The organism is Clostridium estertheticum subsp. estertheticum (assembly GCF_001877035.1).
In the GTDB taxonomy this organism is placed as follows: Bacteria; Bacillota; Clostridia; order Clostridiales; family Clostridiaceae; genus Clostridium_AD; species Clostridium_AD estertheticum.
Genome location: NZ_CP015756.1, coordinates 1,577,385 through 1,599,971 on the forward strand (window position 1 = coordinate 1,577,385; position 22,587 = coordinate 1,599,971).

21 protein-coding genes are annotated in these 22,587 nt (G+C 31.6%); 14 read left to right on the forward strand and 7 right to left on the reverse strand.

All coding sequences use genetic code 11. The features are described 5' to 3' along the window. Positions 1-84 precede the first annotated feature (84 nt). The gene (locus A7L45_RS07335; protein WP_071612176.1) at positions 85-1,023 is read right to left on the reverse strand and encodes a cobalamin-dependent protein; all 939 of its coding nucleotides are present in this window, start codon (positions 1,021-1,023) and stop codon (positions 85-87) included. A gap of 230 nt (positions 1,024-1,253) precedes the next feature. Between A7L45_RS07335 and A7L45_RS07340 the strand changes: the two genes are divergently transcribed. From A7L45_RS07340 to A7L45_RS07380, 9 genes are all read left to right on the forward strand, one after another. After that, positions 1,254-3,026 (forward strand): methyl-accepting chemotaxis protein, encoded by a 1,773-nt coding sequence (locus A7L45_RS07340; protein ID WP_084647379.1) that lies wholly within the window; start codon positions 1,254-1,256, stop codon positions 3,024-3,026. 311 nt (positions 3,027-3,337) lie between these two features. Then, positions 3,338-5,056: a dihydroxy-acid dehydratase gene (gene ilvD / locus A7L45_RS07345; protein ID WP_071612177.1), complete on the forward strand. Its 1,719-nt coding sequence runs from the start codon at positions 3,338-3,340 to the stop codon at positions 5,054-5,056. Between the two features lie 45 nt (positions 5,057-5,101). Further along, complete coding sequence (locus A7L45_RS07350) at positions 5,102-6,049, forward strand: sugar kinase (protein ID WP_071612178.1); 948 nt, start codon at positions 5,102-5,104, stop codon at positions 6,047-6,049. A 51-nt stretch (positions 6,050-6,100) separates the two neighbouring features. Continuing rightward, positions 6,101-7,420 (forward strand): gluconate transporter, encoded by a 1,320-nt coding sequence (gene gntT / locus A7L45_RS07355; RefSeq protein WP_071612179.1) that lies wholly within the window; start codon positions 6,101-6,103, stop codon positions 7,418-7,420. Between the two features lie 226 nt (positions 7,421-7,646). Next, positions 7,647-8,105 carry an AraC family transcriptional regulator gene (locus A7L45_RS07360; protein WP_071612180.1) on the forward strand — a complete coding sequence of 153 codons (459 nt, stop codon included), beginning with the start codon at positions 7,647-7,649 and terminating at the stop codon, positions 8,103-8,105. A 529-nt stretch (positions 8,106-8,634) separates the two neighbouring features. Beyond that, positions 8,635-9,609 carry a LytTR family transcriptional regulator DNA-binding domain-containing protein gene (locus A7L45_RS07365; protein ID WP_071612181.1) on the forward strand — a complete coding sequence of 325 codons (975 nt, stop codon included), beginning with the start codon at positions 8,635-8,637 and terminating at the stop codon, positions 9,607-9,609. A gap of 68 nt (positions 9,610-9,677) precedes the next feature. Then, positions 9,678-10,421, forward strand: coding sequence for an ABC transporter permease (locus tag A7L45_RS07370; RefSeq protein WP_071612182.1), 744 nt, complete (start codon positions 9,678-9,680; stop codon positions 10,419-10,421). Then, the gene (locus A7L45_RS07375) at positions 10,418-11,377 is read left to right on the forward strand and encodes an alpha/beta fold hydrolase (protein ID WP_071612183.1); all 960 of its coding nucleotides are present in this window, start codon (positions 10,418-10,420) and stop codon (positions 11,375-11,377) included. The genes A7L45_RS07370 and A7L45_RS07375 overlap by 4 nt, the downstream gene beginning before the upstream one ends. Positions 11,378-11,519: 142 nt before the next feature. Beyond that, positions 11,520-11,927 (forward strand): GNAT family N-acetyltransferase, encoded by a 408-nt coding sequence (locus tag A7L45_RS07380; protein ID WP_071612184.1) that lies wholly within the window; start codon positions 11,520-11,522, stop codon positions 11,925-11,927. Positions 11,928-12,018: 91 nt separating this feature from the next. On the opposite strand, the gene A7L45_RS07385 is transcribed toward A7L45_RS07380, so the two are convergent. Continuing rightward, positions 12,019-12,867 carry a C1 family peptidase gene (locus A7L45_RS07385; RefSeq protein ID WP_071612185.1) on the reverse strand — a complete coding sequence of 283 codons (849 nt, stop codon included), beginning with the start codon at positions 12,865-12,867 and terminating at the stop codon, positions 12,019-12,021. A 525-nt stretch (positions 12,868-13,392) separates the two neighbouring features. Between A7L45_RS07385 and A7L45_RS07390 the strand changes: the two genes are divergently transcribed. The 5 genes from A7L45_RS07390 to A7L45_RS07405 all read left to right on the forward strand — a co-directional run bounded on the left by A7L45_RS07390 (position 13,393) and on the right by A7L45_RS07405 (position 17,638). Beyond that, entirely contained in the window at positions 13,393-13,674 is a 282-nt protein-coding gene (locus tag A7L45_RS07390) for a ribosomal protein L7/L12 (RefSeq protein ID WP_071612186.1), read from the forward strand. Positions 13,675-13,744: 70 nt separating this feature from the next. After that, a complete protein-coding gene (locus tag A7L45_RS07395; protein WP_071612187.1) occupies positions 13,745-14,056 on the forward strand; it encodes a hypothetical protein in 312 nt (103 codons plus the stop codon). Positions 14,057-14,183: 127 nt separating this feature from the next. Continuing rightward, complete coding sequence (locus A7L45_RS07400) at positions 14,184-14,606, forward strand: VOC family protein (protein ID WP_071612188.1); 423 nt, start codon at positions 14,184-14,186, stop codon at positions 14,604-14,606. Between the two features lie 357 nt (positions 14,607-14,963). Further along, positions 14,964-15,110 (forward strand): hypothetical protein, encoded by a 147-nt coding sequence (locus A7L45_RS23465; protein ID WP_207647763.1) that lies wholly within the window; start codon positions 14,964-14,966, stop codon positions 15,108-15,110. A gap of 197 nt (positions 15,111-15,307) precedes the next feature. Next, the gene (locus tag A7L45_RS07405; RefSeq protein WP_084647380.1) at positions 15,308-17,638 is read left to right on the forward strand and encodes an endo-1,4-beta-xylanase; all 2,331 of its coding nucleotides are present in this window, start codon (positions 15,308-15,310) and stop codon (positions 17,636-17,638) included. A gap of 84 nt (positions 17,639-17,722) precedes the next feature. Here the strand turns inward: A7L45_RS07405 and A7L45_RS07410 are convergent, their stop codons facing one another. The 5 genes from A7L45_RS07410 to A7L45_RS07430 form a co-directional block, all read right to left on the reverse strand. Beyond that, positions 17,723-17,851, reverse strand: coding sequence for an aspartyl-phosphate phosphatase Spo0E family protein (locus A7L45_RS07410; RefSeq protein ID WP_084647381.1), 129 nt, complete (start codon positions 17,849-17,851; stop codon positions 17,723-17,725). 186 nt (positions 17,852-18,037) lie between these two features. Then, the gene (locus A7L45_RS07415; RefSeq protein ID WP_071612190.1) at positions 18,038-18,850 is read right to left on the reverse strand and encodes an alpha/beta fold hydrolase; all 813 of its coding nucleotides are present in this window, start codon (positions 18,848-18,850) and stop codon (positions 18,038-18,040) included. Positions 18,851-18,930: 80 nt separating this feature from the next. After that, positions 18,931-19,788, reverse strand: coding sequence for a cation diffusion facilitator family transporter (locus A7L45_RS07420; protein ID WP_071612191.1), 858 nt, complete (start codon positions 19,786-19,788; stop codon positions 18,931-18,933). A 48-nt stretch (positions 19,789-19,836) separates the two neighbouring features. Next, the gene (locus A7L45_RS07425; RefSeq protein WP_071612192.1) at positions 19,837-20,403 is read right to left on the reverse strand and encodes a hypothetical protein; all 567 of its coding nucleotides are present in this window, start codon (positions 20,401-20,403) and stop codon (positions 19,837-19,839) included. Between the two features lie 249 nt (positions 20,404-20,652). Next, entirely contained in the window at positions 20,653-22,521 is a 1,869-nt protein-coding gene (locus A7L45_RS07430) for a PTS fructose transporter subunit IIABC (protein ID WP_071612193.1), read from the reverse strand. Positions 22,522-22,587 lie beyond the last annotated feature (66 nt).

A 22,587-nucleotide genomic window follows, 5' to 3' on the forward strand; every position in this document is an offset into this window, starting at 1 on the left:
CCTATAGAATAGACGATTTAAAATTGTCGATTCTATAGGGCATTTTTATGTTTAATAGACAGATGGGGCTGCAACGATTTGAGGTTATTCTAAAACATTATTTATCATAAATTCATTAGCAATTTTAACAGCCTCATCCGCATTAGAAGAATATCCATCGGCTCCAACAGACTTCCACAAGTTTTTATCCCTATTGAATAGTCGCCCACCTACTATTATTTTAATATCGCTAAAATCTTTTAAATTCCTTATAGCTGTAATTAAACATTGCACTGACTCAAGATAATTAGGCATTGTACAGGATATTGCAACTATATTAGCTTTACGGTCTTTTATAGCCTTTATCACACTCTGCGATGGAACGTCACAGCCAAGAAAATAAGTATTCCACCCATCAATTTCAAAAAAATCTGTAACCATACGTATGCCAATATTATGTGAATCACCAGATGTACTTAAAGATATAAGGGAATGACCATTTTTCTCAGAGGTATGAAAATAAGGGAAAAGCTGTGACATTATAAATTGTGTAGAGCACGAAAAATAATGTTCTTGATAAATATCTATAATATTCATATCCCATTGCTGTCCAATTTCTATAAGAGATCTTTCAAATACGTCGTTATATATTTTTTTTATATCAATCATATCATTAGTAACTGCATTTAAAATCATCTCACTTGCTTTTTGCGATTTACCATTAATTAAAGCCTTAAAATATGAGTTTTTTAATAGAAGCATTTCAGGTTCTATGAAACACTTGGATAATTGTATTGAATCTCTCAGTATAAGATCTTCATTGTAGTTCTTTATTTCTGATCTTCCAAGTAAGTAATCGAGAGAAACATTAAAAAAGTCTGCTATTTTTTGCAGTGTTTCCTCATCAGGAAAGCGCTTGCCCTGTTCATAATTCGCTATAGTTGTTTGAGCTAAACCAAGCATTTCAGCTAAAGATCTTTGAAGCAAATTACTTTCTATACGAAGTTTTTTTAGTCTATTATAAAAGTGTTTAACGTTACTCACCTACCATTCACTTATATATTAACATAAAATACTGTAAAATTGAATTATTAAAATAATTTGTAACTTTAGGAGAATTATGTTTACAAAACCACAAAATGAGTAGTACAATACTGATACAACACTATTTGAAATAAAATTCATTGCAATATTATGAAGAATTGTTGATTTTATTGAAGTTTAAATAAATTTAAATCTAGAATAAGGCGATAAATCTAAAAAGGGGGGAATGTATGTATAAAAGAATTTTGAAAAATATATTAGGGAAAAAGAAGGGAAGTGTTATTATCAAATTTTTTGTGAATCTAGAGGTAAAGAAAAAGCTTATATTAGTATTTTCAGTGATTTGTATATTTATAGTTTTAATAGGAGCAAAGGGGATAATAAGTTCATCAAAGATAAATGAGGGTTCTAAGTCTATATATAGTAACAATTTAACAGCTATTAATGATTTGCAAGAAATTAAAGGAAATATCAATGAAATGAGAGGGAATATGCTTACAATTATTTTTGAAAGAGATATGTTGAAATTAGATGGGCAAGTAAGGAATATAAATAATATATTCAATATAAACATAAAAGTGCAAAAGGAATATGAAAGTATACCTTCAGCATCAATAGAAGAGGGTAAAACTTATGATGACTTTAAAAATGAGTTAGCAAAATATAGGGAAGGAAAGGTTGAGATAATAGAACTTGCAAAATCTAATAACTATGGAATGGCGGTTAAGATTTTTAATTCTACAATGGCACAAACAAGAATTACTATGTTTGAAAAATTACAGAAATGTATAGAAATAAATCAGAGATCAGCTGCGCAAGCAAATTTAGATAATATAGCTCAGTTTAATAAGGTTAGATACACAATAGTAAGTTATACAGCGATTGCATTTTTTATTATAATTCTTATGGGGTATATATTAAGTAAAAATATAATGAATCCATTAAATAAGATAAAGGAGTTAGCAGATAGGCTATCTTCTTACGATTTCTCAACACCAATTAATATTACAAGGAAAGATGAATTTGGACAAACAGTTGTAGCTTTAAATACTGCACAAGAAAATGTAACTACTTTGATAAAAGTAGTTATGGGGAATGCACAGGATTTAAGCGCATCATCAGAAGAACTCTCAGCTACGGTTCAAGAATTGTCTTCAAAATCTATAATTATAGATGAAGCAGTAGAAACTATCGCTGCGGGTATGCAAGAGACTAGTGCTTCCTCAGAGGAAATAAGTGCATCAGTTGAAGAAGTAGATTCTAGTATTAATATATTATCCTCAAAGGCTATGGAGGGAAGTAACAATTCATATCAATTTAAAAAAAGAGCTACTAAAGTTGAGGATAATAGTCAAAAGGCAATTAATGAAACTCAAAAACTATATGCAGAAAAACAAAAAAATATGGAGAAAGCAATTGAAGGTGGAAAAGTAGTAGATAGCATAAAAGTTATGGCAGATACTATCGGAAATATAGCTTCGCAAACCAATCTTCTTGCATTAAATGCTGCAATAGAAGCAGCAAGAGCAGGGGAACAAGGTAAAGGATTTGCAGTGGTAGCAGATGAGGTAAGAAAACTTGCAGAGCAGTCAGCACAAGCTGTAATAAATATTCAAGATACTATTGTTGAGGTTCAAGGAGCATTCAAAAGTAGTATTGATACAGGGTGTGATTTATTAGAATTTATAAACACACATGTTAATGAACAATTTAGTGCATATGCAGAAACAGGAAAGCAGTATTATAATGATTCAGATTTTGTAAGTAAAATGTCTGAGGAAATAGCAGCTATGTCTGAAGAAATTACAGCAACGGTTGGGCAAGTAAGTCAAGCAGTTCAAAATATGGCTGAGTCTTCACAAAGTTCAAGTGAAGAAGTAAGTAGAATAAAAGAGGGTATGAATGAGACGTCGCAGGCTATAGGGCAAGTGGCATTAACAGCACAAGGGCAAGCAGAACTTGCTCAAAAATTAAATGAAATAGTTCAACAATTTAAGATTTAAATAAAAAATAGATATTAATAAAAATCATTGTTAATATAATATTTGTCCTATAGAATAGACAATTTAAAATTGCCTATTCTATAGGGCATTTTTATTTTTAATAAAATTATAAGCACATAAATATAATTATTTAATATAAAAAAAGTCTTGACATAAAACCGTTTACTGATTAATATATAGACATAAGTTGTAGGACAACTATAAACGTATAAATCGAAAAAAGTTAAATAATTTTTATATATAGCAGTTAAAGGGTTACAATTGAAAATTTGTGTCATACAACTACAAAATATAATATGAGGTGATTATAAATGTTAAAGAGTCAAAAATTAAGAGAAATAGCTCCAGAAATAGATTCATTAAGATTAGGTTCAGGTTGGTCAGTGGATGAACTTTCTAAACCACAAATTATTGTAGAAAGTAGTTATGGTCAAAGTCATCCAGGAAGTGCGCATTTAGATATATTAGTTGAGGAAGTTTGTAGTGGAATTAATAACAAAGGTGGAAAACCGGCTAAATATTTTGTAACAGATATATGCGATGGAGAATCACAAGGACATGATGGAATAAACTATTCTCTTCCTTCTAGAGAAATTATGACAGATATGATAGAGATACATGTACAAGCAACACCTTTTGATGCAGGAGTATTTATTACAAGTTGTGATAAGGCAGTGCCAGCACATCTTATGGCTATTGCAAGACTCGATATGCCATCAATTTTGGTACCAGGTGGGATTATGAATGCCGGTCCTGATATGCTTACCTTAGAACAAATAGGAACATATAGTGCACAATATGAAAGAGGAGAGATAACAGAAGAAAAATTTACATATTACAAACATAATGCGTGTCCAAGTTGTGGTGCTTGTTCATTTATGGGTACCGCATCAACAATGCAAGTAATGTCAGAAGCATTAGGAATAGCAATGCCAGGAACTGCATTAGTGCCAGTTACATTAGAGCAATTAAAAATTAATGCAAAGGTTGCAGGTGAACATGTTCTTAAGCTAATAGACATGAACATAAAACCATCTGAAATAATGACTAAAGAAGCTTTTGAAAATGCTATCATGGTGCATGCAGCAATAGCAGGTTCAAGTAATGCATTAATTCATATTCCAGCTATCGCACATGAACTTGGAATTGAAATTAACCCTGAATTATTTGATGAAATTCATAAAAAAATTCCATTCATATTAAATATAAGACCAAGTGGCTTTTATCCTGGATCATATTTTTGGTATGCAGGTGGCGTTCCAGCAATAATGGAAGAAATAAAGGAATTCCTACATTTAGATGTGATTACTGTAACTGGAAAAACTTTAGGTGAGAATTTAGAGGACTTAAAAAGCAATGGTTATTATGAGAATTGTAATAAATACTTAGAAGCAATAGGTGTAAGCAAAGAAGATATTATAAAAACTAAAGAAAATCCAATTCAAGCTCAGGGAGCAATTGCAATACTCAAAGGAAATTTAGCACCAGGTGGCGCAGTAGTAAAACATTCAGCAATATCTAAAAAGCTAATGAAAGTTACTTTAAAAGCTAGAGTTTTTAATTGTGAGGAAGATGCTATAAAAGCGGTATTAACAAAAGAGATTAAGCCTGGAGATGCAGTGTTTATAAGATATGAAGGCCCAAGAGGATCTGGAATGCCAGAAATGTTTTATACAACAGAAGCCATCGCATCCGATCCCCAGTTAGTTGAATCTATAGCTTTAATTACTGATGGTAGATTTTCAGGAGCAACTAGAGGACCAGCTATTGGTCATGTTTCACCCGAGGCAAGTGAAGGTGGACCTATCGCACTAGTCGAGGAAAATGATCTTATAAGGATTGATATAGTTGCTCGTCAGCTTAGCATTATAGGAGTAAAAGGACAAGAAAAAACTGAAAGCGAAATTCAAGAAATCTTAGAAATAAGGAAAAAGAGTTGGGTAAGGCCAGCAAGAAAATATACAAAAGGAATACTCGGTATATACACTAAATGTGCAGTAGCTGCAATGAAGGGTGGATATATGGAATAGATTTATATTGATACCATATGTCATGAATATATAGGAGGCTGTATTATGGATGTAGTTACTTTTGGAGAATCTATGGTTTTATTTGGCCCGGATTCCTCCGGCCCATTAAGATACGTTCAAAACTTTAATAAATCAATTGCAGGCGCAGAATCGAATGTTTCCATAGCGCTTGCAAAATTAGGACATAAAGTTGGTTGGTTCTCGAAACTTGGAGATGACGAATTTGGAAGGTACATACAGTCCACAATTCGAGGTGAAGGTGTAGATGTATCAAGAGTTATTTTTGAGCCTGGAAAAAATACAGGCATATTATTTAAAGAAAGGTTTATGCATTCTAATCCAAATGTTTATTACTATAGGAAAGGTTCAGCAGCTAGTGATTTGAAGGCAGAGGAATTAGATGAGTCGTATATTAAAGATGCAAAGATACTTCACATTACTGGAATTACACCTGCACTTTCTGAAAGTTGCAGAAAAACATTATTCAAAGCAATAGAAGTCGCAAAAGCAAATAAGGTACTAGTTTCTTTTGATCCTAATATTAGACTTAAATTATGGACAAAAGAAGAGGCAATACCAGTTATGCTTGAAATTGCTAAACTATCAGATATAATTTTTCCCGGTATAGATGAGGGAGAAATGCTACTTGGATTTACAAAGCCTAATGATATTGCAGATAGCTTTATAAAGATGGGGTGTAGTGTTGTAGCGGTTAAACTTGGAGAAGAAGGTTGTTACATAGCAGATAAAGACAGAGGTTTATATGTAAATGCATATAAACTGGAAAATCCTCAAGATACAGTAGGCGCAGGAGATGGGTTTGCTGCGGGGTTCCTTTCTGGAATGTTAAAGAAATTAGATCTTAAAGAATGTGGAGAATATGCAAATGGAGTTGGCGCTATGGCAGTCCTTGTAAAAGGTGATATGGAAGGGTATCCAAATTACGAACAACTAATGGCATTTATCGGGGAAAAGAAAACGATTTCGAGATAGGAATAAGTTTATAAATTTTGGTCACTACAAAAATAAGAGGGGGATTTTATTATGCCGTTGTTAATTGTTGTTTTCGGAGTTGCATTATTATTAGTTCTTATGATAGCTTTTAAATTAAATGGTTTCTTGTCATTAATTATTGTAGCATTATCAGTAGGTATTATGGAAGGTATGCCACTTCCAAGTGTTGTTCTTTCAATAACGAAGGGCGTTGGTGGAACACTCGGTTCTCTAGCACTAGTACTTGGTTTTGGTGCTATGCTTGGCAAGCTTATGGCAGATAGTGGTGGAGCTCAAAGAATAGCTCTTACACTAATTGATAAGTTTGGGAAAAAACATATACAATTAGCAGTTATATTAACTGGGTTTATTGTTGGAATTGCTTTATTTTATGAAATAGGGTTTGTACTTTTACTCCCACTTGTGTTTTCAATAGCAGCAGCTGCTGATATTCCACTTTTATACATAGGAGTTCCAATGGCCGCAGCATTATCTGCGACTCATGGATTTTTGCCACCACATCCGGGACCTACAGCTATAGCTGCTATTTATAAAGCTGATTTAGGCAAAACCTTAATTTATGGTATTGTGTGTGCTGTGCCAGCAGTAATTTTTGCGGGTCCTGTACTTACAAAATTCTTAAAACATATGGAACATGATATACCAAAAGGTTTATATAATCCTAAGACGTTTACAGATAAAGAAATGCCTAGTTTTGGCATAAGTGTGTTTACAGCTTTAGTGCCAGTAATACTTATGGCAGCAAGAGCTATTGCTACTATTAATTTACCAAAAACTTCACCTATTTTAAATTACACTAATTTTTTAGGGGATCCGGTAATAGCACTTCTTATAGCAGTACTCTTAGCTATATTCACTTTTGGATTAAATAATGGTAAAAAGATGCCAGAGGTTATGAAAACTGTAACCGAATCAATAGCTGCAATATCTATGATTTTATTAATAATAGGTGGCGGTGGAGCATTTAAACAGGTCTTAGTAGATAGCGGAGTTGCAGATTATGTTGCTCAAATCATGAAAGGATCAACCATTTCACCATTAGTACTTGCATGGTCAATAGCAGCAATACTTAGAATAGCACTAGGATCTGCAACTGTAGCTGGACTTACAGCAGCAGGTATTGTTGGACCATTAGTTGTAGCAACAGGTGCTAGTCCTGAACTTATGGTACTCGCAACTGGAGCAGGAAGTTTAATATTCTCACATGTTAATGATCCTGGATTTTGGATGTTTAAAGAATATTTCAATTTATCAATACCAGAAACGTTGAAATCCTGGTCAGTACTTGAAACCATAATATCTGTGGTCGGTTTAGTTATGGTTTTATTATTAAGTATGGTAGTGCATTAGAATTTAATTAAGTAAATAACATCAACATCTAATAACTTATTGAAACCAATGACTTGTAGGTAGTTAAATTTGAGTTAAAATGCTGTTAAATTTAATTAAATTTAACAATAAAATGAAATCTATTAACTATACCCTTTTGAAATATTTGATAATATTGTTTTTTATGGTAAACTTTAATTTGGGTGTCACATTTTTAAATTATTTAGATAAAAGGGGGAGTAAAATTATGGCATATAAATTAAACAAAATAACAATAAGAACAGATAATTCAAAAGAAGGAATAAATAATATTGGTGATATTTGGAATGATATTACAAGTGGAAAACTACCTATTATTTTTGATAGTGAACATATATTTCAACAGGGTATTTCTCCAATTTCAAAATATAGTAATTATTCCAGTGATGAAAATGGAGATTATGATCTAACTATAATGGCTGTAACAGCGGACTTTTTTCAAAAAATGGATGATAAAGTAAGTAAAGGCTCTTATAAAAAATACGATGAAAAAGATGAAAACGGAGAAATAGGTGTTTGTACGAGAAAAGCATGGGAAAAGGTATGGTCTGAGCAAAAATCGGGCGATATACACAGAACCTTTACAGCAGATTTTGAGAGCACTGTTCCAGGTGAATATACGAAAGATGGCAAAGTGCATTGCTATTTATATGTTGCAATTCAGTAGTTATTTTAAATAGTAACTCAGTAAATGATCGCTTTATTATGGCGAGAATTTAATGAGAATTTAATTAAGTAAATAAGATCAATATCTAACAATTTACTCAAATCACTGACTTGTAGCTAATTAAATTTAAGTTAGAAATGATTCTAAATCTAATTAAATTTAATTAAATTTAACAATAAAATAAAATTTCTTGAATATACGCTTTTGAAATAATTGATCATTCCCCAGTAAATAATGGTCATTAGTTTTATATAAAATTGATTACAAAAGAACAAATGAAAAAGTTATGAATTTCTCATAGCTTTTTTATTTTCATTAAATCATCACTGCGATGCTGAAATATTAATTACTATTGATATTATATGGTTATTATGATAGAAAAAATATTGTGAAGCCAAGAGAGGAATTGTAAGGAATAGAAAAGGTGATTTCTATTGCTCATGAAAAAGGATTATCTAAATAAAATAGAGAAATAATTAGCCCGAAACTATGCTATAATTGTTATCAAAAAGGTTGAAGGATGATTTATATGCTTAAAATTAAAGGTTTGTATAAAGAGAAAAAGAATAATATTTTGAAAGGCATAGATATTAATATAGATAAAGGAAACTCTGTAAGTATAGAATGTAGCAATGAGATAAGTGATTTGTTGGTAAATTTGATATTAGGAAAAGAAATACCAGGAAAAGGTGAGATTTTTATAGATGGTATTAAAAATTCAGAGTATATTAAAAAAAACATGGCTAGCATAGGAGTTGTGCTCAGAGAAGATGCTCTTTATGAAAATATGACGATAGAGAGTTATATGAAGTTTTTTGCTGATATTTTTGGAAACAAGGTTAATTATAAAGAAATATTGATGGGTCTGGCACTTTTGGACATTGCCAATACTAAAATTAGTAAGTTAAGTTATTCACAAAAAAGACGTGTAAGCTTTGCTAGAGAAAGATTAAAGCAGCCTAAATTGTTAATATTTCAGGAGCCAATTCTTAATATGGACCTGGATGGAGCCATATCAATAATTGAAAACATAGATGATTTATGTTCTAGTGGAACTGCTGTGTTAATCACTTCCGTGCTTTTTAAAGATACGATAATGATCGGCCAAAAAGCGTATCGGTTAGATGCAGGTGGATTGGTATCATTAAGTAATAACAGAGAAGAGTATGGCTGCCAGAAAGAGGAAGTGCATAAGGGGGTGGATGGCATCCCTATAGAAAAATTGGTCAGTACAAACGAAGTATATAAAATTGAGAAGATACCGGTTAAGATTGATGATAAAATTCTGCTGTTTGATCCGATAGAGATTGATTATATTGAGAGTGACAAGGGAATTAGCAATATATATATTAGTGGAGAAAAGTTTCCTTGTACTATTTCTCTTACTGATTTGGAAGAAAGATTAAAATACTTTGGATTTTTCAGATGTCATAGATCGTATATAGTAAATTTACAAAGAGTACGAGAAATAATTACTTGGACAAGGAATAGTTACAGTCATTAATTTGTAAAAGCGCAGAAAGGAGCAAACACTAGAAAGCATATTTTAAATCTAACAGGGAGAGAATTATAATGGAATTTACAAGAAGAATTAATGTATTGTTTAAAAAGGAAATAAAGAGTTTAGTAAAAAATTGGAATATTTTATTAATGTGCTTATTGCCGGTTCTATTTAGTTTTATATACACTAATGTATTTCGTGGCGGAGTAACAAGTGATGGCATTGGTAAATACGAAATACTATATATGTGCTTAGGTATGAATATTGTACTTATAGCTGGATTTATGATAGCTATGTTGATTGCGGAAGAAAAAGAAAAAAACACACTTAGAACCCTTATGCTTTCAGGAGTGTCACCTTTAGAATTTTTAATAGGAAAAGTTGTTATAACATTTGTGGTATCAGAAATTCTAAATATACTTATATTTTATATAGTTGGAATGGATTCTGTGTACTTAGGAGAATTTATATTGTTAACGTCTTTAGTTGCAATTAGCATGATAGAAATTGGGGCGGTAGTAGGCATTATTGTTACTAACCAAATGTCAGCAGGAACAGTCGGTATGCCTATATTTATGTTTTTTTTAATGGTGCCATTATTTTCGAGCTTCAGTAAAAAGATAGAACTAATAGCAAGGTTTTTGCCTAATTATAATATGAACCTAATGTTTCAAAAGATGTTTAGTGGGGGAGAGCTTGGAGCGGGAGAAGCCAAGAATATAGCAGTAATCTTAATCTGGATAATAATTTCTGGAGTTACATTTGTATGTACTTATAATAAAGTTGGATTAGATAAATGGAGGAACATTAGATGAGAAAGGCACTAAGAATAACAAGAAAAGTATTACTATGGATTATTGGTATTATTGTTGGATTAGTAATTATATCAGCAGTAACGCATAATGTCTTGAAATCAATTGAAAAAAACAAATATAAAAGTGGCCAAACAATAAATGTGGACGGTAAAAATATGCAAGCTTATGTGACTGGCTCAGGAAAAAAAACAATAGTGTTACTAAGCGGTTTAGGAACTGCATCACCAATTACGGATTTTATGCCTTTGGCAGAAAGATTAAGCTCAGATTATAAAGTCGTAATCCTTGAATGTTTTGGATACGGTTTTAGTGACACTACAAAAGAGGAACGTTCTAATGCAAACATTGTAAAGGAAATAAGGACGGCACTTAAAGAATTGAAAATTAATGGACCATATATATTAATGCCACACTCTATATCGGGCATATATTCGATGTACTATGCAATAAATTACCCGAAAGAAGTGGAGGCAATTATTGGAATTGACGAGTCTACACCGAATCAAACAAAAATCAATAAAGATGCTAATATGTCGCCTTATTTGACCTTACTTAACACGTTTGGAATTGTAAGGGATACTACATACCTTTTGTCAAGTGTTGATGATGGTATGAACAAAAACAATTATTATTCTGCGAAGCAAGTTAAAATAAAAAAAATGGCAACAACTTGGAATAGCGCAAATGTCTCTGTGATAAATGAATTTAATATGGTAAATACAAATACAAAAGAACTATATGACGTGAGATATCCAAAAAAATTACCTGTTTTATCCTTCTTATCAAAAGAGTCCGTAGACAGTAATAAAGAGTGGTTGCCACTTCATGAAGACGTAATTTCAAACTCGGATATTCAAAAGAATCAAGTTCTTAGTGGGAAGCATTATTTATATTGGACAAACGCAGATAAAATCGCCAAAATATCGAAAGAGTTTATTTCTACATACGTAAAATAACGTATTCATCAAATACACTAATATTAGAGCAGGATATGATATTAACATGGAATATAATGGTGCAATTAAGTCGAAAATTGTTGTGTGATAGTATTTTAGCGTGCAATAAAGTTTATTTATATAATCGGAGGTTTCAATAGACATGGATATAACATACAGCGCTCCATCAGCGATAGAATATATTTCTTTGAGATTAAAAACTGGAATGGGAACGAAAGATTTATCAAAAACAGAGATTGCATTGAAACATTCATTGTTTATTGTTTCTTTATGGGATAATGATAAGTTAATTGGTTTTGGAAGAATTGTTGGTGATCAAGGGATAACTTATGTTGTTTCTGATATTATGGTAGATCCTAATTATCAACGCAAAGGTTTAGGGAAAGTGATTATGAGAGAAATAGATTCCTATTTAAACAAAAACACAGATGAAAATGCATATGTATGTTTGATTGCCAATAAACCAGCAGATAAGCTATACTATCAATTTGATTTTGAGTATGTAGATCCGAAGTCCTGCGGCATGAAAAGAAAGCAGATTAAAGAGTAAGATTAGCATCAACTATTTATCAAAAAAACAAAGTGAAAGTAACACAATACTAATTGAGTTACTTTCACTTTGTTGCTATACTAACAATAATTTACAAAGCATCAGTCATTGTATATGCTTCTATATTTTGACTCTTTATTAAATCATAACTAATCCATCCATAACCATTAATTCCCCAATCTGTACCCCATGAATTTATTATTTTAACTGCTCTTTTAGTGTCATCATAGCCAATTACACATAATGCATGACCACCTCTACTTGTACCATAAACTTGATCATAAATTGGATTGCTAGCATTCAATTTATCAAAATCTGGATATACTGATATACCGATAACTACAGGGTTACCATTTGCAAGTTGTGCCTTTATTGCACTATAATTACCATCTGGAAGCTCACTCCAGCTTTCTGCTTTATATTTTGCTGCATTAGCTTTTTGTTTAGCTGTAGGTGTAGTTTTCCATGCATATTCGCTTCCATCATAAGGCATATCAGCTAATGTAGTGCAGCCTTGTGTCTGTAAAATGTTAAATGCATCGGAAAAATTAGCCCCACCACCATCTGCTGAATTATCTGCATGTATTTGACTATATATATATGCTGGACTGAATATATTAGAAATTGTATTTAAAGACCATTTCCACTCTTGACCCTCCTGATAAGTCTTATCTGCATAACCGGTTGCCCATGAAACGCAGCTTCCTAAACTTCCTTGATTATCTACTTTAGGAAATTGACTTGTTAGGTCAACTTTTGTAGGTAATTGTATTTTACTATCTGAATCCTCTAACATTTTAATTCCTGGTATTTTTTCATGTAAGTGATTTAACCCTGTTGGATGCAAAATAGCTGCATATGAATTTTGAGTTTGAATTAAAGATCCTAAAACTACAAGTGAACATGCTAAGATTTTGATACTAATTTTGTTGAATTTCATTTTTATACCCCCAATTTGTTTTTTTTTAGGACTTCCATATCAATACTGATGATTAACCTCTATACTACTTAGACAATAGTAACTACTTTATACTCCCACCCCCATTCAATATACAAAGTTTATATGCCTATAAAACATTTAAACTTTCATGGAATAAAAGTAATTATATACCAAATTTTAACAGTTGTATATATAAATATATAATAAAAATTATACTTACTTATTAATAACACATCATCCTAATATAATACAGTTGCAAAAGGAAATTGAGACTATATTATATAGAAAAATAGCTGCTTAAGACAGAAAATGTACGTTTCACGCAGTTTGGATTGTTTTTTTTGTTAAAACTAGTACACTTTCAATAAAGGGGTATGGGTACAGAACTTCTAGATTGGTTAAATTAAGTTTTGAATTTGCTCATGGAGCTGGAGGTAAAAGCTTTAGAATTCAATAAAATCGCATTAAACTAGAAATACAATTATAAAGATATTCCCTTAAATAAATACAAGTAGGAGATGAATCATGAATTATACAGTTGGTTTTGGCCTTATGGCCATAGGATTACTTTTAGGCATAAGTGCTAGTATTAGTCAGATACGAAATGATATTAAACGTATAAATACAAATGTAAATAGAATTGCTAAACAAGTTGTAGTGCCTGATACAGTAACGGATGAATTGAAGGGTCTTCTTTTAGAAGGTGAAAGAATTAAAGCAATCAAAAAATATAGAGAGGTTACTGGATTCGGATTAGTTGAAGCTAAAGAATATGTCGATTCACTAAAGGAAACGGAATTAAAATAGGTACATAAATACTTTTTTTATATTGTGTTGGAATAGTTAAATATTATTAAATAGAAAGGACTGAAATAATATGAACTTTATTGCAGACTTATTAAGTGTTGTGGTATCCACAGTTTTATCGACTATTATTTTTAGCGTAATATTAGATGCTTTAAATAAAAGTGTGTTAAAATTATTTGTGCCTTTACAGAATTCAATAAATAATGTAAAGGAAAAAGGGTTATTAAAAGTTGTTATATTTGTTATTGGTATTCTTATATGCGTTACAATTAAAGATTTTTTAAAATTAAATTACATAGGCCTTGGAATACTAATGGTTTTTTTTAGCAGTTTGACTGATATTATGTTTAGTACAAGAATGAAAAAAAATCATAATTCATAATGCTATATTTAAAAGATAAATACCATTTAAGTTTTTGGACATATCTTATTATGACAGTACGAGCATTGACTATAGTAAAATAAAAATAATATTATTTTTATTTTGTAAAGAAAGTGAGGTAGATAAAATGATACAATCTGTTGTACACATTGCGTTAGTAGTTAAAGACTATGATGAAGCCATTGAATTTTACACAAAGAAACTTCATTTTACATTAATAGAAGATACATACCAACCAGAACAAGATAAACGTTGGGTGGTAGTGTCTCCACCAAGTTCATCAGGAACCACAATATTACTTGCAAGAGCTTCCAAACCAGAACAACTATCGTTTATTGGAAATCAGGCAGGAGGACGAGTTTTCCTATTTCTTGGAACAGATGATCTTTGGAGAGACTATAATGAAATGATAGCAAAAGGTATAGAATTCGTTAGAGAACCTAAAGAACAATCATATGGTACAGTTGCAGTATTCAAAGATTTATACGGAAACTTATGGGATTTGGTTCAGTTTAAAGAAAACCATCCAATTGCTAAAAGAGTAAAATAAGTACAATTGAGTAGTAAAGCAAATGAGTGGGATGAGAAACCATTTAAAGAGACTATAACACTATTTATGTACATGGTAGGGTGATACTTACTACGATGGGTTAAGTGCCACAATGATGCTGAACTTTAGCTTTATGAAAACTAAAGGCACGTATATAGGGGGCAGTGATTTGATAAGCAGGAGTGTTTTAATTAGAGTATGTATATATATTGCAATGACATTTATTATGATTTTTTTTAGAACCAAAGGCTAGTAATGTTTTACTTGGTATTTTATATTTGTTATTTTACAGTGTAGCAACATTGGTGTTAGTTAGTTGGAGAACATTTAATTGTATATGGGTATGTGATGAATGTAATGAACGATTCAAAATTTCATTGTGGGATAGTATCAAAAGTTTTTCTGTTTTTAGTCTCAAAAACAAATTATATCATAGAAAAATATATTGCCATAAATGTAATAAAAAAATGTGGTGTAGGTGTATTTTTCAAGAGTAAATATTAAAATTACAATATTGATTTATGTTGTCGAAAGTAACCTCATAACTAAATAACCCTAGTTCATGTTATATATTTTTCAAATAATCTTTCACAATTATTTGAAAAATCTAAAATACCTCTTGAATTTCATAATATTTACAGTTATCATTATTAATGGGTATAATTGTAAATATTAAAAATTCAAATTAAAGAGGGGAAGAAATGATGAAAGTAAAAAGTAAATTTTTAAAATCTTTTAGTTTTACAATGTCATTACTTATGGCTACGGGAATAGGAGGAATAGGTGTACCAACAGCTTTTGCGGATCCAATGCAATATCCTAATATGGTTTCTAATCGTAATTTTGAAAACGATGCCATTGTCGGCTTAGCGGAAAACAAAACAACAGCGAATACACCAACAGTTCAATTAAACATTCAAAATAATATACCAAATCTTTCAGAAGTATTCAAAGATTATTTTCCAATAGGAACGGTTGTGTATCCAGCTAGTATACTAGGTAGTAATAGTCAAACTGACCAGCTTATAAAAAAGCATTTTAATACTATTGTAGCTGGGAATGACATGAAGCCAGATGCACTTCAGCCAACAGAAGGAAAATTTACTTATACTAAAGCAGATAAAATTGTAGATTATGCAATAGAAAACAAAATGGCTATGAGAGGGCATACATTGGTTTGGCATAGTCAAATACCAGATTGGTTTTTTCAGGATCCAAAGGATTCGACTAAACTTTGCTCAAAAGATTTACTGCTTAAAAGGTTGGAAACACATATAAACACGGTGTTAACCCATTTTAAAGACAAGTACGGAGCAAATAATCCTATAAAGTGCTGGGATGTAGTTAATGAAGTTATTGATAATTCTGGTACTTATAGAGATTCGAAATGGTATCAAATAGCAGGCGCTGATTATATTGAAAAAGCATTTGAGATTGCGCACAAAGCTGACCCAACAATGAAGCTATATATAAATGATTATGGTATAGAAGGAAATACTGCAAAAACTCAAAAGATGTATGATATAGTAAAAGACCTAAAAGCTAAAGGTGTTCCAGTTGATGGCATCGGTATGCAAATGCATATTAATACCAATACCTCGGTAGACTCTATAAAGGCTTCTATAGAGAAGTTTGCATCTCTAGGAGTTGACATTCAAGTAACAGAGCTTGATTTAGAAATTTTAGGAACCATAAATCAAGAGGGCTACTTAAAGCAAGCAAAATTATATAAACAGGTGTTTGACTTATTAAAGAGTAAAAAGAATAACATTAGTACTGTTATGATCTGGGGTATAACGGATGCAGATTCATGGCGTTCAGATTATCAACCATTGTTATTTGATAGTAAGTTTCAAGCTAAACCTGCTTACTGGGCAATAGTGGATCCAAGTAAAGTAAAGCCTAGTAGACAATCTTTATCAAGTGCTAAAGGAACTCCATTAATCGGGCCTAATATTGATAAATTATGGATTATGGGACAGACAGATCATGCTAACACATTTTATAAAGGCATGGATGGAGCTACCGCAAATGTTAAAACTTTATGGGATGAAAACAACCTGTACATATATGCACAGGTCACAGATGCAACTCCAAAAGCGAAAGATAGTATAGAGATTTTTGTGGATAAAAATGATGGTAAAACTACAAATTGTAATACCGGTTATAAACACTACAAAATGAGTCGTAATAACTCTGAAAGCTCGAGCATAACACATTATGTTCAAAATGGTGCTAATGGATACACTGTGCAAGCAATTATCCCTTTAAGTGATATAAATCCTAAGATTGGAAGTACAATAGGCTACGATATTAGGGTTAATGATGATAAAGGAAAAGGAAGTATAGATTCAATAGCAGAACTTAACGACTATTCTAACAGTCAAGATATAAGTACTGCATATTATGGCAATTTGACTTTGAATAAACCATCACAAGCAGTTAGTACTGTATATGGTACACCTATAATAGACGGTAAAATAGATGATATTTGGAATAAAACTAATGTAATAAACACTAATAAGTGGGTAAATGGAACTTCAGGTGCAACGGCAAAAGTTAGAACTATGTGGGATAATAATAATCTTTATGTACTTTCCGAAGTTACTGATGATGTTTTGAATAAATCTAGTGCTAATGCGTATGAACAAGATTCAGTAGAAATTTTCTTAGATCAAAATGATCATAAGACATCATCTTATGAAAAGGATGATTCTCAAATGAGGGTTAACTTTGATAATGAGCAAAGTTTTGGAGGTGCAAAACCTGATGGTTTTAAATCTGCAACAAGTAGAACTCAAGCAGGCTATATAGTAGAAGAAGTGATACCACTTACTGCTATTAAACCAGCAGACGGTTCAACACTTGGCTTTGATGTTCAAGTAAACAATGCCGATTCTAAGGGAAAAAGAATTAGTGTAGCAGCTTGGTGTGATGATTCGGGCAGTTCATTCGAGAATACATCAAAATTTGGTAACATCATGCTTAAGGATACAAGGACTATAACCAAATTATCTGCTATTGCAAAGTAAGCTCCGTATTGGCAAATATTCCAGTGAATGTTCATGAGCTTGGGGGCGGTGCATCTTCAAGTAAAAAAGGCAGCAATGCCTTTTTTATTTGTTTTCAAAATGATAATGAGAAACAATAAGCTTGTCCAATTCTTGACTGACGAGTATTGTACTTTCATTTAAAGGTCCTTTTTCATTTATAAGTTTTATTAGTTCATCCCTTAATTCTTCCATAATATACCTCTTTCTTAAAAATAAGTTTTTTTAAACGACATTTACCATGATATTACAACTTTCACACTTTAGCAATATAAAACATAAAAGTTGTAATATTGAGAAAATTCAAAAAACAAAATGAAAGTAACACAATAGCAATTGAGCTACTTTCATTTTGAGATTATTTAACATTGCAAACACGGTTTATTCTTCTATGAATTTAACCAACTCTTTGTTGAATTTGTCACGTTCATCATAGAACGTAGCATGACCACTATATTTAAAAGGTATAAGTTTTGAATTTTTAATACATTGGTTTTGTAATTCACCAAGCTTAAAAGGAACAACTTTGTCATGTATACCATGAACAATTAAAGTAGGAACATTTATTTTTCCTAAATCAGAAGATAAATCTTCCCTTATCCAAGTTTTAGCAATAGCTGCAGTTGCCCATCCTGCTGCTTGTAGTCCCAATTGAAAGAACCAATCGGAGAAGGCACATGTTATATGCTGAAAGAAAAAAATATCGCCGAAATCTCGTAGCATCTTAGGACGATCATTATATGTTCCCTGGATTATATTATCAATGACTGCTTTTGGTGCCCCATAAGGATTAGTTGGAGTTTGTATAAGATAAGGAGCAGCTGCGTCGATAAGAACTAGTTTAGATACCCCATATTCGCAGTGCCTAGCCATGTATCTAATAGCAATCGATCCTCCTGTGGAGTGTCCTGCAAGTGTGAAATTATTTAATTTAAGTGCAGCTACTATCATTCTAACATCATCTGATAATCGATTGTAGTCATAACCTGTGAACGGTTTATCTGATTCACCAAACCCTCTCGTGTCTATACCTATACATCTGTATCCCATTTGGGGAAGCAAATCAAATTGATATTCAAACAAGTTATGACTTCCAGGCCAACCATGGAGAAATAAGATTGTCTCCTTGCCTTCTGGGTTAAGATCCTCTACATAAATCTTTACGTCGTTTTCTACTTTAATATAATACCCCAAGTAAATACCTCCATTAATAATTCATTCATTATCAAGGTATTCTTTTAGACGTAGTTATGTGATTTTATTTGATCTTTTTTTTATGAGTTTTCTGGTTCTATATGAATCAATACATAGGATCCTCCAGGAAAAATGTCTTTTATTTCTTCTTCAACTTTATCAGAGAGGTTATGGGCATCAACTAGTGAGGTATTTTCAACAACATGCACATTTACATTAATTTCTCGTGTAGGACCACTTTTCCTTGTTTTTAAACTATGATATTTAGTAATTTCTAGATGAGAGTCAAGTATGTTTAATATCTTTAAAATATCGTCATCTGGAAGCTTAGAGTCCACTAAATCATTTAAAGATTTTTTGATTAAGTCTACAGAAGTCTTAATTATTAGGAGTGCAACAAATATAGCAGTAAGTGGATCAATAATTGGTATATTCGTTATTTTTAATAATACAAGCCCAAGAAATACTCCAATAGAAGTGTATACATCTGTTAGAAGATGCATGCCATCAGCCTCTAGGGCAATAGAATCCGTTTTTTTTGCTGTTTTTAATAAAATCATTGAAATAAAAAAGTTAACTACAGCAGCGAGTAGCATTACTAATATGCCTGCACCTACATTCTCTACAGTTCCGCCTTCAAAAATCCTTTTTATGGCTTGATAGATAATGAGTGCGGCAGCAAGTAAAATTAATATAGCCTCAACGAAACCAGACACATTTTCATACTTGCCATGTCCAAAGGGATGACCATCGTCCTCAGCTTTTGATGCTACCTTAATGGAGAAAAAAGCAATAAGGCTTGCTAAAAGATCTATAGAAGAATGGATTGCTTCAGAAATAACACTAACGGAGCCCATTAATACTCCAACTACTATTTTAAAAAATATTAACGCAGTATTAGAAACTATAGATAATGCTGCGGTTTTTTGTTTATCCATTTTTATTCAGTCCTTTCAAAATAATTTCAATGATAATGAAGAATGATATTATTCAATAGGAATATCTGTATCTATATCTTTTTCTTCGATTGTAATGGGTAAAGTTGGTGTTGAGCTTTCTAAGTAATCATCATTTTCATAAATGTCATCTGCAGTATTAATTTCACTTTTTTTGTTTATAAATTCTGAATTATTTTTAAAAGTTACTCGTTGAATAAAAAACATAAATTTTGATTTTTTATTTTCTGAATTGTTAATTAAATCTAAATTATTTGGTATTACTCTATTTTCATTCTTAATATTTATTGGGTTGATTTTAGATGTTTTAATTATATTTTCATTAGAATATGGTCGCTGTAAGAGTTTTAAAATGACGAGAAATTTTGCCATAGTTAATTTATCGCAGATTGGAATTACAGATTCTGTACTTATCTTATCCTTTGAACTTTTTTCTGTAGATAAGTTATTTGGGTATCTATTTTCTTGTTTGATATTTGCTGAGTTTTTTTTAGATGTTTTATTAATATTAATAAAACAAGATGGTTGTTGTAACATGTTAAAAATAAAAAAATTCTTTATAAGCCTTAATTTGTCACGGTTATCGTCTGTTTTCATTCATAAATGCTCCTTTAATATAAAGTTTGGTATAAGAAATAAAATAGAGTAGACTAGCATAATTATTAGTTACTTTATTTCAGGTACTTAGACCTTATATATGATATGTTGAAAATAAAGGAGTGTTACATTATGTATACTTAATATATAAAGATAGGCCCCCTAATCATCATATTTTAATATTAACTACTTGAGTTAATATTATCCATGATGCTTAGGGGGCCTATTAGTCATTAACTTTTAACTATTTTAAATATCTTTTGGTTTTTTTAAAATTCCTAGTATTAAGCAGGTAACGAAAGCTCCTATCAAAATCGATAGTAAATAAAGTAATGGACTTCCTTTAACTAAAGCAACTACAAATATACCGCCATGTGGAACTGGCATTCCTATATTAAAAAATAATGAAAGTCCACCAGCTACGGCTGATCCTATTGCAGCTGCGGGAATTACTCTTACTGGATCTGCTGCTGCAAAAGGTATGGCTCCTTCTGTTACAAAACAAGCACCCATTATATAACAACTAAGACCAGTCTCTCTTTCCTGCTTTGTAAATCTATTTTTAAAGAATGAAGTAGCAAGTGCAATCCCTAGGGGTGCAGACATACCACCAGCCATTACAGCTGCATGTGGATAATAATTTCCTGAACTTATCATAGCAATCCCAAATGCAAACGCAGCCTTGTTTATTGGTCCACCCATATCAATTGCCATCATTCCACCTAATATAATACCTAGTAGAACTTTGTTACCTGTGCCCATTCCACCTAACCAATGTTGAAGAAAAAGGTTAATTTGAAGAACTGGTCCATCTACACAAATGTACATTATAGCACCGGTAATAAAAATGCCTAGAAGTGGATATATAAGCACTGGTTTTATACTCTCAAGAGCTTCTGGCAATTTTGAAAAAGTCTTCTTAAGAAGTAGTACTACATAACCACCAAGAAATCCTGCAATAATTCCACCAAGAAATCCTGCATTACTTTGATATGCTAAAAAACCACCTACCATTGCAGGAGCAAAACCTGGTCTGTCTGCAATACTCATACCTATAAAACCAGCAAGTACTGGTACCATAAGTGCAAAAGCATTCTTGCCTCCAACTACTGAAAGAAGGTTAGACAAATATAACAAGTTTGGATTTGAACTCTTTTCGAATATAAATGATAAAGCTATTAATATTCCTCCACCAACAATGAAAGGAAGCATATTTGAAATACCGCTCATAAGATGTTTATAAATTCCTGTTTTTTCACTTCCAGTAGAAGCTTTATTACCACCAGCATTATTATAAACAGGCGCTTCACCATTTAATGCCTGATTTATAAGTTCTTCTGGTTTTTTTATTCCTTGAACCACCGGAACTATAACTACTTTTTTGCCGTTAAACCTTGCCATTTCAACTTGTTTATCAGCAGCTACGATTATGCCTGAAGCTCTTTCTATTTCATCATCGGTTAATCTATTTTTAACTCCTGTAGCACCGTTGGTTTCAACTTTTATGTCTACTCCCATTTCTTTAGCCTTATTTTTCAAGGCGTCAGCTGCCATATAAGTATGTGCTATACCTGTAGGACATGCTGTTACTGCGAGTACTAAACCTTTTAAGCCGGTTACCTCTACTATTTCTTCTTCCTGGGCACTCTCTTCTTCTAATTTTTCAGCCTCTTGACTATCGATTAAACTTAAAACTTCTTCAGGTGTTTTAACAATGAAAAGTTTCTTTTTAAAATCTTCATTCATAAGAAGAGTAGATAACCTTGAAAGTGTTTCCAAATGTGTATTATTAGCACCCTCAGTTGCTGCAATCATAAAAAATATGTTTGCAGGAGCATCATCTAAGGAATCAAAATCAATTCCAGCTGTAGAACGTCCAAAAGCTAAGGCTGGAGTTTTTACAGCCGCAACTTTTGCATGAGGGATAGCTATACCCTCACCAATTCCAGTTGAGAAGTCTGCTTCTCTTTTTAAGATTGCTTTTTTATATTCTTCCTTATCATTTAACATTCCCGCACTATCAAGTTTATTTACTAATTCATCAATTACATCTGCCTTACTATTAGATTTTAGATCTAGAATAATAGTATTTTTCTTTAAAAGTTCTGTTATTTTCATATTTTTCCTCCTGTGATAAATACAAGCTTAGTTAGTTTATATGAACAGGTCAATTAATAACTAGAT